This window comes from Sphingomonas faeni, assembly GCF_003053745.1.
GTDB classification, from domain to species: Bacteria; Pseudomonadota; Alphaproteobacteria; order Sphingomonadales; family Sphingomonadaceae; genus Sphingomonas; species Sphingomonas faeni.
Genome location: NZ_QAYE01000009.1, coordinates 234,030 through 245,820 on the forward strand (window position 1 = coordinate 234,030; position 11,791 = coordinate 245,820).

The following is an 11,791-nucleotide window of genomic DNA, read 5'->3' on the forward strand; positions in this document are numbered from 1 at the left end:
TTGGATTATGTCCCGGTCTCGCGCTTTACCAATGCTTCGGCCTCCGCCTTTCCGGATTCCTGAGCGGTGTCGCCCGCGGCGATATCATCGGCGAGCAGCATCAACTGGTGCCCCGTTGCCGATCCGTTCGACGCGTCCTCGGCGACGTGCACGCCGGAGCGTTTCGCGATCGCGCTGGCCCAGTGGGTGCGGACCGCGGCCCAATAATCCTTCGTCTTCGCCCAATACGTGTCCGCCGCCGCCACCGCGAAGTCGGTTGCGGGGGTGTAGGTGTTGATGACGTATTCGTGGACGTACGTGGCGGGCTTGCCGTCCTTCATGCCGATCTTGGCGTTGTCCTGCTCGTGGACCCAGCCGGCGGGGGTCAGCACGTGGCGGTTGCTGCCGATATAGTGATCATAAGGTGGGTTTCGGGTCGCATCGCGGCGCGCGAGCGGGCGGCGGGTCTCGTCGCTGGTCCACCGCGTCGCGCCATCGTCGTAGCGCCAGCGACCGATCCCGCCATAGCGCGGGGAATCGTCGGTCTGCCACACCGTCTGCGACCATGCGCCGCGCCGTTCCGCGTCGGCTAGCGGGCGCAACGTCCAGCGGCCTGCCGCGGTGTAGACGAGCACGCTCGCTGGCTGCCACGTCCAGTCCTGCCGCCAGTGCTTGATCACCATCGTCTTGGCGTTGCCGTCGGTGACGACCAGCAGATGCTGGAGCACGACGTGGTCGGGCGTATCGACGATCGCGCGGATGACCTCGTGACCGCCGCTGAGCTTGGCGGGGTAGGGCTTGTAGCCCGCGACCAGCGGCGTCGTTTCGCGCATGTCGAACGTCACCTTGAAGGTGCCGGCCATCGCCAGGATCGATGCGTGATCGCGCGCTTGGTCGCCATGGACGGCCTGCGATTGCGCGGACGCGATCGTCGGCGCGAGGGGGAGCGCAGCCAGCGTCAGCCCGGTCGCGAGGAGAAGGGAGCGGAACATCAGGGGCCTCACAGGTTGAGCGAGAAGGAGAGCCCGGCGTTGCGGCCGGGTTGCGAATAGGCGTCGCGGACGACCGAGGTCGAGGTCAGTCCGCGGACGTCGCTCCACCAGAAATACTTCTTGTCGGTGATGTTGAAGATCCCCGCGCGCAGCGTCGCATGATCCATCACGCGCAGCGACGCGGTGGCGTCGAGGATCCAGAAGCCCGACGGCGTGAAGCAACTGGTGGCGGCGGTGTTGCAACTGTTGTTGGTGTCGCCGACCTTCTTGCCTGCGGAGTGCGTGGCGATGACCTCCGCGCGGAACGGTCCGCTGTCGGGCTGGTAGAACACGCCTGCGACGACCTTGACCGGTTCGATGCTGTCGAGCGGCTGCGTGCCGGCGAGCCCGGTCGTCCGCATCGTACCCTTGGCGTAGGACGCGGCGGCGCGGACGCCGACTCCGATCGGCAGGCGCGCCTCGCCGCGGGCCTCCAGTCCCTCGATCTTGACGCGGCCGCGGTTGATATACTGGTACACCGCCGGGTCGGCCGCGGTGAAGGCGCCACTCACCTGGATCTGGTCGATGAAGTTGCGGAAGCGGCTGCTGAACGCGGTCCCGCTCAGCGACCAGCCGGTGCCGCTCAACCGGATGCCGCCTTCGACGCTGTTGCTCGTCTCGGGCTTTAGATCGGGATTGGGGACCGAGCGGTAATTCTGCGTGATGTTGGCAAAGCCGTTGTTGATCTGGTTCGGCTCGGGCGGCTTGAACCCCTGCGCATAGTTGGCGAACAGCCGGACGCCCTCGGTCAGCTTGGCGACCGCACCGATCCGCGGCGTCACCTTCGATCCGCTCTGCTCGCGCGGTACGAAGGTCGTGAACAGCGGATCATTCTGTGGGTTCAGCTTGTAGTGATCGTAGCGGATCGACGGGAACAGCGTCAGCAGCCCGTCTGCGATGGCAATCTCGTCCTGCGCGAACACGCCGACCAGCGTGTAGTCGGTCGTCGGGAAGGCACGGGTCGGATAGACTTCGCCCGCAGGCGCGACGGTGCCGTCTCGCACACCCGTCTGGCGGGTGTGCGAGTAGTCGGCGCCATAGGCGAACAGGTGCGTCAACGGCCCGGTCGCGGCGCGGCTTTCGAGCTGCAGCGTGCCGCCGTAGACTTCGTTGTCGAAGCGGTTGATGCGCGTCCGATCGGCAGCGGTGTTGCGGTCCTCCGCCGCGGCCTGGAGCGTGAGGCTCTTCTGGTAATAGCCCGCCGCGCGGATACCGCTGACGATCCCGTCGCCGATGTAGCGATAGTCGAGCGTGCCGCGGTTGCGCTCTGTCGTGTCGTGCGCGGTGAGCCCGATCACCGATGTTGCCGCGAGTGGAGGCTTGGCGATCGCGCTGAGCACGTCGGTGTCGACCACCGACGAGAAATGCTCATAGGTCAGGCGCAACCGGTTGGCATCGTTCGGCGCCCAGACGAGGCGGCCAAGCAGCGCGTTGGACTCGATGTCCTGCGGGTTTGCCGTCGTGCGATCGGTGGTCGCGCTGTCGTTGCTGCCCTTGGTCTCGGTCTCGTGCCCGTCGCGACGGGTATAAGCGACCATCGCCTCGATATCGCCAGTCTTGCCTGCGACCACGAAGCCGTTGGTCCAGCTGTCGTCCGAGGAGTCGTAGCTCGAGCGAAGCCCGCCGCCGACCAGCTTGCCGTCGCTAAGGAAATCGCGCGGGTCCTTGGTGATGAAGCTGACCGCGCCCGCGACGCCGTCGCTGCCGTAGAGCGCGGAGGCGGGGCCTCGCAGGATCTCGACCGATTTGAGCAGGTCGAGATCGACGTAATCGCCGCGACCCACCGATTGCGCGCCGAAGCTGAACGCGTCGGGCACGCGGACGCCGTCGACGGTGATCAGCACGCGGTTGCCCTCGAGCCCGCGGATGTTGAACCCGCTGTCACGGTCGCGTCCGGTCGAGGAGCCGGCGACGGTGAAGCGCGACGGCGCGCGGCGGACGGTGACGCCCGGCTCGTAGCGCACCAGATCCTTGATGTCGGAGATGAAGCGATCCTCGATCGTCTTCGCGTCGATCACCGACACGGTCGCGGGCACGTCCTCCACCGCCTTTTCGGTGCGTGTCGCCGTGACAGTGATGACCTTGTCCTGACCCTCCGGATCGGCGGCAGGCGCGGTGGCAGTCGGCTTATCGGCCGCCGAAGCAGGCGCAGCTTCTGCGAGAACTGGCTTTGCATGGGCAGGGCCAGCGGCGCCGATCATCAGGGCAATCGGCGAGATGCCCGCCAGTAATTTGGTCAATGTCATGTTCGTTATCCCCACGGTCTGGCGGCTTGCTAGTGCGAATCATTCTCGTTATCAAGTGTGATCGAAAAGGAGCATCGCGATGACGAAGACCAGGGCAAATTGGCGGACGGCGCGAGCGACCGGGGCACTGGCTTCGGCAATCGGCCCTCGTGTCGGGGCCGTCGGCGGCGCACATGCCGTATGTGCTGCCGAGCGTATTCGACGCGGCGGGACGTGATCGCATCACGCTCCAAGCGTCGTTCACCGAAGACGCATTCCGGCCCGAGATCGCGATGAAGGACGCGCCGTTCGAGATCACCGGCCCTGACGGAAAGACCGTCAAGCTGGCCGCACCGACGCTGACCACGGACCAGGCGATCGTCGAGGCCGCGCTACCGGCGGACGGTGTGTACCGGCTATCGTCCGGGCAGCGGATCGGTCGGTTGAGCAAGATGTACCGAACCGGCGAAACCTGGACGATCGTCGGCGAGGGCAAGACGCCACCGCCCGGCGCGACGTCGGTCGACGTGCGCAGCACGACGCTGGCCGACGCCTATGTGGTGCGGGGCAAGCCCGGCGCTGCGGGGGCGCTGGCGGCGCGCGGCAAGGCGCTGGAGATCCACCCGCTCGGCGACCCGAGCAGCTACGCGCCGGGTTCAGCGGCCGCGTTCGAAATCCTGTACGACGGCAAGCCCCTCGCCGGCGAACCCGTGACGCTGTTCCGCGAGGCGGGGTTCTATGACGGGCACAAACAGGTCGCGACGGTGAATAGCGACAAGGCCGGGAAGGTGACGCTGACCCCGTCCGATGCCGGGCGGTACCTGATGCTCGTCCGGCACCGTGCGGCCACGCCGGGCGCGGCGGATGCGTATTCCAGCTTCACCGTCACGCTGGCGTTCGAGGCGATATGATCGGATTTGATCCGCGAAACGCCGCTTCCTAGCCAGGAGCGACCGGACCAGCATGACTAAGGTAATGCGAGAACGCGCCGGGTATGGTCTTGGCGAGCGCTGCCCGATCCTCGGCGAGCCGGCTCGGCTGGCTGGCACCGGGAATGACGGCTGCCACCGCCGGGTTCGCCAGCGTGAACTGGAGACCGGCGGCCTTCATACTCACACCGTGACGATCCGCGATGGCCTTGATCCGAGCAACCTTGTCGAGGATCGCGGGCGTCGTGCATGCTCGCGGCAACCTGACCGTCTCTCGACCGGCATTCTAGTGGCCCGCAACCTGCCCACCGTCCACATGCAGGATTTCACCAGTCACGAACTTGGCGTCCTCCAAGTAGAGAATGGCCTGCACCACGTCGGCGACGGTGCCCATTCGGCCAAGCGGGTGATATCCGCCGAGCTTGGCACGCGTCTCGGCTGGATGCATCGGCGTCTCCATGATCCCGGGTGAAATGGCATTCGCGCGGATACCGCGCGCCGCATATTCGATCGCCAGACTGCGCGTTGCGGCGGCAAGGCCACCTTTGGTCAGCGAGGCGAGGACCGAAGGAAACTCTGCGTTGGCGTGCTCGGCAAGCGTCGTAACGATCTGGACGACGTGACCGCCGCCATTGCGCACCATCGCGGGCAGCGCGTGCCGCGTCATGTGGAAGAAGCCATCGAGATTGGTCGCGAGGATCTGTCGATACTGCTCATCGGAATAGTCGGTGAACGCCTCGCCGATGAACACGCCGGCATTGTTGACCAGCGTGTCGATCCTGCCGAACCGGTCGAGTGTTCGAGCCGCTACCGCTTCCGCAGTCGCGGCATCACCGACGTCGCCTGCCACGGTGAGCCAGTCGGGCTCATCCGCAGGGGCGATGCTGCGCGACACGCCGACGACGCGCCAACCGCGCTCGCGGTAGCCGCGGGCGATGCCTTCTCCCAACCCTTGCGATGCCCCCGTGACGATGACGACCTTGCCCGACATTGCAGTTCCTGTGTTCAGTGTTGAACGGGCGGGTCGATGCATTCGGCCCGCAGGGGTCTAACCCCGAACTTTGCTGATTGTGCCACAAGATCAGGAGGTTGCGATACCGATCGACGGTGGATCATGGATCGGGACACGTCCGACGATCGTTGGGTGAGGGTGCATGCTGAATTGTTTTCCCGGGGACCGACGCAAAATGACCGATCGACCGTTGATCGTATTCGACGTCAATGAGACGTTGCTCGATATAAACATTCTCGAGCCTCTCTTCGTCGACATGTTCGCAGCCCCCGGTCGGATGCGGGAATGGTTTGCGCAGCTGATCTTGTATTCCGAGGCGCTGTCGCTGGCCGGGCCTTACGTCCCGTTCGGCAAGCTGGGCGGAGCCGTCTTGCGCATGCTTGGCCAGATCCACGGCGTCGTGGTGACGGACGATCATGTGCGTCAGCTGGGTGCGCTGATGACGGATATGCCGGTACACGCCGATGTCGCTGCCGGTCTGGCGGTGTTGAAAGACGCCGGGTTCTCGATCGTCACGCTTACCAACTCGCCGAACAGTGCCGGGCCCGATGTGCTCGACCGGGCCGGTCTGGGGTCGATGTTCGCCCAGCGGTTTACGGTCGATACCGTGCAGCGCTTCAAGCCGACGCCGGCAACGTACCAACTGGTACAGGACACCATGGCGGCCACACCAGACACGACCTGGCTGATCGCGGCACACACATGGGACACGATCGGTGCGCAGGCGTTCGGATGGAAGGCGGCCTTGGTCACGCGCGGCGTGAACGCGCCTCTCGTCCTGGACGGCATTCCGCCGCCGACGCTGGTTGCGCGCGACGTCGGTGAGGCGGCGCGCGCGATTGCGGCTAGCCGATAGCGGCATGCCCGCACGATCCTAGCTAGAGCGTGCGGCGTCTTTCATCATCCCGGCGACCTTGGCCGTTAGCGCTTCCAGCGTGAACGGCTTCGTCAACAGCTCCATGCCGGGTTCGAGATGGCCGTTTCCGACTGCGGCGTTCTCGGCATAGCCGGTGATGAAGAGCACCTTCAGACCCGGCCGCAACGATCGCGCGGCATCGGCGACCTGACGGCCGTTCATACCGTTGGGCAGCCCGACGTCGGTGATGAGGAGTTCGACCTGGGTGCCCGCCTGCAGCATCTTGAGTCCGGCTGCACCATCGGCCGCACCAATCACGGTGTAGCCCGCTTCGCCAAGAACCTCGTCGATCAGATGACGGATGGTCGCCTCGTCGTCGACGACCAGAACGGTTCCTCTGCCCACAGTCGTCGCAGTAGCGATCGCGGCTTCCTGCTCAGGCAGTCCGGCATCGCCGTGGTGGCGCGGCAGATAGATGCAGATCGTCGTTCCGATCCCCAGCTCGGAATAAATCCGGACCTGGCCCTCGGACTGGCGGGCAAAGCCGTAGATCATCGACAATCCCAGGCCGGTACCCTCGCCGAGGGGCTTGGTCGTGAAGAACGGTTCGAACGCGCGTTCGATGGTTTCCGCACTCATCCCGGTGCCGGTGTCGGTGACGCAGATCGACAGATATTGGCCGGGCGGCAGATCGCGTTCGCGGCCAGAGCGATCGTCGAGCCATTTGTTGGCGGTCTCGATAGTCAGTCGCCCGCCGTCGGGCATGGCGTCGCGGGCGTTGATGCTCAGGTTGAGGAGAGCGTTTTCCAGCTGGCCCGCATCGATGCAGGCAGGCCAGAGGCCGCCCGCACCGACGACCTCGATATCGATCGCAGGCCCGACCGTCCGGCGGAGCAGGTCTTCCATGCCGGCGATCAACCGGTTCACCTCGGTGGGCTTCGGATCGAGCGTCTGGCGTCGCGAGAACGCCAGCAGGCGCTGTGTCAGCGACGCCGCGCGCCGTCCCGCGCCCTGCGCCGCCAGCACGAAGCGGTCGAGATCGTCGAGCCGCCCGCGTGCGACGCGCATCTGGAGCAACTCGAGATTGCCCATCATGCCGGTCAGCAGATTGTTGAAATCATGCGCGAGCCCGCCGGTAAGCTGGCCGACCGCCTCCATCTTCTGCGCCTGGCGGAGTTGATCCTGCGTATGCGCGAGTTCCGCCTCGCGCGCTTTCTCCGCGGTGATATCCCTACCCGTCGCATAGGTCAGGTCGCCGGCGGGCGCGGCAACCCACGCGATCCATCGGAACGAGCCGTCCTTGTGGCGATAGCGGTTCTGGATATGGGCATGCTCGCCAGCCTTCGCGGCTTGATAGGCGTCGACTGTGTCTTGGTGATCGTCTGAAAGGACGAAATCGTTGACATGGCGTCCGACCAGCTCGTCGGGCTCATAGCCCAGCACCGTCGTCCATGCAGGATTCACCCGACGAAAGACGCCGTCGAAATCGATGACGAGCATCAGGTCGGGTGAGGTATCCCACATGCGATCGCGTTCGGCGGTTCGCTTGTCGATCTGATCTTCGAGCGTTTCGTTGAGGTCGCGCAACGCCTCCTCGGCCGCACGGCGTGCGGAGATGTCGTTGAACAGGATCGCGACCCGACGATCCGTCGCATCGCCAACGCGAAAGGCGTATACGTCGAACCAGCGACCGAGCGCCGCGGAGCCCTCCTCGAAGCGAACCGGTTCGCCGGTCCGCGCGACCCGTCCGTAGGTCTCGTAGAAATGCTCCTCCAGATCGGGGACCGCGTCGCGCAACCAACGGCCCCGGATCGCCTCGACGAAGCCGGTCTGGCGATAGAAGGCGGGGTTCGCCTCGATGACGCGGTAGTCGATCGGTGCTGCTGCATCGCCAAGGTCGACCTCGACGATGCAGAACCCGGATTCGATTGAATCGAACAGCGTACGATAGCGCGCGTCGCTGTGGGTCAATTGCTCCCGGCTGACCTGAAGCTCGTCGTAGCGGCGATCGCGGTCCGTGACGGTGCGTCGCAGATCGAGCTGAGCCATGACCTGCCGCGCCAGGACGAGTAGCGTCTCCTGCTGGAGATCGGTAAATTCCCGAGCACGATAATCCAGGACGCAGAGCGTCCCGATCGCCAGTCCGTCCGCGGTCTTGAGCAACGCGCCGGCATAGGCACGGATGTGCGGGTCCCCGGTGACCAGGGGATTGCAGTCGAACCGGCGATCCTTGGTCAGGTCGGGAACGACGAGGAGATCGTCTTCCAGCAGCGCCTTGACGCAGAACGAACTTTCGAGCGGCGTCTCGCGCACGCCGAGGCCGACCTCCGCCTTGAAGAACTGCCGTCCGTCCCCGACCAGGTTCACCACGGCAATGGGGGCGTCGCAGAGCTTTGCAGTTAGCGCTGCCAGCTCGTCGAACGACCGTTCGCGTGGCGAGTCCATCACGTCGTAGCACGCCAACGCCGCCAGCCGGTGCTGCTCGGAATCGTTGAACTCGTTGAGGTTTGCCAATGGTCCGATTTCTGTTTTGGGAGGTGCGCCAGTGGTCCACTACCACCTCTCTAACGGCAGGCAACGCGCAGATTTTTGCCTGCTATCCGAACCTCTTGTCGACCACAGGACTCAATTCGGTGACGAATATCTGCAGTACGGCGCGCTGTCGGTAGCAACGAAACAGGCAAGGGGACCGTCCCGCTCTGTGCAAGTCCCCGTCAGATGATCGTATCACCGCATCGCGATGACCCGATGCAGCACACTCGATAACTGGTCGATCGAGTAGGGCTTGTGGATCAGCTCGAACCCGTGGCTGCTGTCCTGCGCGAGCACGTTGCTGTATCCGCTGGTCAGTACCACCGGCAGGTCGGGATATCGAATCCGTATCGCCTGACCCAGTTCGATGCCTGACATTCCGGGCATGACGACATCGGAGAAGACAGCGTCGAACCGGTCGGCCGCTGCTTCCAGCTCGCCGAGCGCATGGGCGGCCTCCTTTGCCAGCACCGTGGTGTAGCCCAGTTCGGCCAAGGCCGACCGGGCGAACTCGCCGACCTGTGAATTGTCTTCGACGACGAGAATGCAGGCGCCATCACCCGACGCGACCTGCCGGGGAGTGTCGTCGCGAACGATCGCAGTCTGCTCTCCCATCATACGCGGCAGGTACAGCGTGAAGGTCGTGCCGGTGCCGACCTCGCTTTCGACCATGACCTCGCCGCCCGATTGCTTGGCAAAGCCGAACACCTGGCTGAGCCCAAGCCCGGTTCCTTTCCCGACATCCTTGGTCGTGAAGAACGGCTCGAAGATATGATCGATACGATCGGCGGAAATGCCTTCGCCCGTATCGGTGAGCGAGATGGCGATGAAGTCGCCGGCAACGGCCCGGTGCGACCGCACGGAGGGCATGCCGTCAACCGACTCGACACGGACGGTAAGACGCCCGTCGCCATTCATCGCATCGCGCGCGTTTACCGCCATGTTGATGATCGCGGTGTCGAACTGGTTGCGATCGGCGTGAATATGGCACGGGCAGGACGCCGACTCCAACGCGACCTCTATGCGCGAACCGACAAGCGTTCGCACCATGTCCGCCAGCACCCGAACGCTTTCCTGGGCGTCGAAAGATTCGGGCAGCAGAGCTTGGCGTCGCGCGAAGGCGAGCAGCTGGTTCGTCAATTTGGCCGCGCGATCGGCGGTCTCCGCGATCGCCTGAATGTAGCGTTCGCGGCGTTCTTCGGTCAGGTTGGGTCGACGCAGCAGATCGACCGAGCCCCGGATGACGGTCAGCAAGTTGTTGAAGTCGTGCGCCACGCCGCCCGTGAGGTGCCCCACCGCCTCGACCTTCTGCGCCTGGCGAAGCTGATCCTGCGCCGCGTCGAGTTCGATCTGCCGCTCCTTTTCGGCGGTGACATCGCGTCCCGCACAATAGAGGAGACCGTTCTCCGGCGCTGCGGTCCAGGACAGCCAACGATAGGTCCCGTCCCGGTGCCGGAAGCGGTTCTCGAACGCCGCAGTCTCCAGGCCGGACGCGAGCCGCGCCACCTCGGCGCGAGTTTTCTCAAGGTCGTCGGGATGCTCAAGCCACTCGGACGTCCGTCCGATGAACATGTCCTCGTTCCAGCCGAGGATACGCGACCATGCCGGGTTGATGCTCGTCCAGCGCCCCTGCGTATCGGCAACGCCCAGCATGTCGCGCGACAGACGCCAGACGCGGTCGCGTTCGGCTGTACGCTCGGCAACCTGCGCTTCGAGTGTCCCGTTGAGGTGGCTGAGTTCGACCGCCAGTTCATGAAGCTCCGCTTCCGCCTTGCGACGGTCGGTGATGTCGGATGCCGCGCCGTACCAATGGGTGATTTCACCATGATCGTCGAACAGCGGCACCGCCTGAACCTGGGCCCATCCGAGCGATCCGTCGGTCAGGTAGACCGGATGTTCGACCCTGTATGTATCGCGAGCCTCGATCGCACGCTCGAACTCGGCCCGCACGGCATCCCGGCCTTCCGGCGGGACATAGTCGTTGAGCCAGTTGGCGTTTGCCGCGGGCGTATCCGCCAGGAAGCCGCCGCCGGACAATTCCGCCAGCTCGGTCCAGTCCGCGTTGATGAGATAGCGGACCTCGGTCGATGATCGGACCAGCGCGTCGAGGCGTATGGTCAATTCCCGGAGTTCGTTCTCCGTCTGGCGGCGCGCGGTGATGTCCTTGAACAGGACCGCGACCTGGTTGTTGCCGGCAGGCTCGATGCGGAAAGCCGACAGTTCCAGATGGCGCCCGGTGGCGTCGAGTTCGCGTTCGAAGCGAGCCGGCTCACCAGTCCGCAGCACCTCGCCAAAGACGGCGACCCAGCTATCCGCCTCGTCCGGAAATAGATCGCGAACGTTCCGACCTACGACGTCGGTGATTCCGGCATTGCGTGCGTACGCCTCATTGGCTTCGAGATGGACATAATCGCTCAACGGGCCATGCGGGCCGTCGATGAATTCGATGACGCAGAAGCCTTCATCGATGGCCTCGAAGATCGAGCGATATTTCTCACCGCTCAACAGTAGCTGCTGGCTAGCCGACCTGAAGGTCGTGACGTCGACCTGACTGCCGAAGAAATACAGCAGGTTTCCGTCGGAATCGTTGACGGGGCTTACGTACAGCTCGTTGATGAACTCAGACCCGTCCCGCCGGTAGTTGACGATGTCGATCGCGATCGGTTCGCGCGCGGCTATGGCGTCGCGTAATTTGGCGACGTTCTTTGGATTCGTGTTGGTGCCCTGAAGAAAGCGGCAGTTCTTGCCGATCAGTTCGTCGGCCGAGTAGCCCGACAGTGACACAAAGGCACGATTGGCGAAGATGATCGGGTTATCGGGCTGATGCGGATCGGTAAGGATCATCGGCATCTGCGATGTCTGGATCGCCGAAAGCAGGACATCCTTGCGAGGTCCGAATTGGCCACCCTCCTCGCTAGCCAGCACCGTTCGAAGAAGGGTTAGCTTCGCGTCCTGGTCGGCATATCGGTTACGTAGGTCGGTCGCAGGGGGCGGGCTCATGGCGACTGTCTACCGCGCGGCTACACGCCTGAAAACAAAGAACAGGAGGAATTCGAACACCGTCTCGACGGGGCCCAGATCGCTCGGCGCGGCAAATCGGCGCCCGAACTTCCCGGCCTCCTGAGCCCTTCCCGTAAGCGCGGTCTGAGGGCCGCCTTGTAGGCGGAGCGTTCAACGGGTTGATGGCAGCTCTTTGAACGGGGCCGTGATGTCGGACGAGACTATCG

8 protein-coding genes are annotated in these 11,791 nt (G+C 64.5%); 2 read left to right on the forward strand and 6 right to left on the reverse strand.

Annotation, left to right across the window (positions count from 1 at the left end; genetic code table 11):
* Positions 1-5: 5 nt before the first annotated feature.
* Both C8J25_RS16995 and C8J25_RS17000 read right to left on the reverse strand, forming a co-directional pair.
* Positions 6-971, reverse strand: a complete 966-nt coding sequence (locus C8J25_RS16995) for a DUF6607 family protein (RefSeq protein WP_107955550.1) — start codon at positions 969-971, stop codon at positions 6-8.
* Between the two features lie 8 nt (positions 972-979).
* A complete protein-coding gene (locus tag C8J25_RS17000) occupies positions 980-3,256 on the reverse strand; it encodes a TonB-dependent hemoglobin/transferrin/lactoferrin family receptor (RefSeq protein WP_244187174.1) in 2,277 nt (758 codons plus the stop codon).
* Positions 3,257-3,405: 149 nt separating this feature from the next.
* On the opposite strand from C8J25_RS17000, the gene C8J25_RS17005 reads away from it, so the two are divergent.
* Positions 3,406-4,146: a DUF4198 domain-containing protein gene (locus C8J25_RS17005; RefSeq protein WP_244187175.1), complete on the forward strand. Its 741-nt coding sequence runs from the start codon at positions 3,406-3,408 to the stop codon at positions 4,144-4,146.
* 28 nt (positions 4,147-4,174) lie between these two features.
* Here the strand turns inward: C8J25_RS17005 and C8J25_RS17010 are convergent, their stop codons facing one another.
* Positions 4,175-4,426 carry an aldo/keto reductase gene (locus C8J25_RS17010; RefSeq protein ID WP_244187176.1) on the reverse strand — a complete coding sequence of 84 codons (252 nt, stop codon included), beginning with the start codon at positions 4,424-4,426 and terminating at the stop codon, positions 4,175-4,177.
* Positions 4,427-4,450: 24 nt separating this feature from the next.
* Positions 4,451-5,155: an SDR family NAD(P)-dependent oxidoreductase gene (locus C8J25_RS17015; protein WP_107955552.1), complete on the reverse strand. Its 705-nt coding sequence runs from the start codon at positions 5,153-5,155 to the stop codon at positions 4,451-4,453.
* Between the two features lie 196 nt (positions 5,156-5,351).
* Here C8J25_RS17015 and C8J25_RS17020 point away from each other — a divergent pair, with 196 nt between their 5' ends.
* Positions 5,352-6,032: a haloacid dehalogenase type II gene (locus C8J25_RS17020; protein ID WP_107955553.1), complete on the forward strand. Its 681-nt coding sequence runs from the start codon at positions 5,352-5,354 to the stop codon at positions 6,030-6,032.
* 18 nt (positions 6,033-6,050) lie between these two features.
* On the opposite strand, the gene C8J25_RS17025 is transcribed toward C8J25_RS17020, so the two are convergent.
* Together C8J25_RS17025 and C8J25_RS21315 are read right to left on the reverse strand one after the other, a co-directional pair.
* Positions 6,051-8,546, reverse strand: coding sequence for a PAS domain S-box protein (locus C8J25_RS17025; protein WP_425275476.1), 2,496 nt, complete (start codon positions 8,544-8,546; stop codon positions 6,051-6,053).
* 213 nt (positions 8,547-8,759) lie between these two features.
* Positions 8,760-11,564 (reverse strand): PAS domain S-box protein, encoded by a 2,805-nt coding sequence (locus C8J25_RS21315; protein ID WP_107955554.1) that lies wholly within the window; start codon positions 11,562-11,564, stop codon positions 8,760-8,762.
* Positions 11,565-11,791 lie beyond the last annotated feature (227 nt).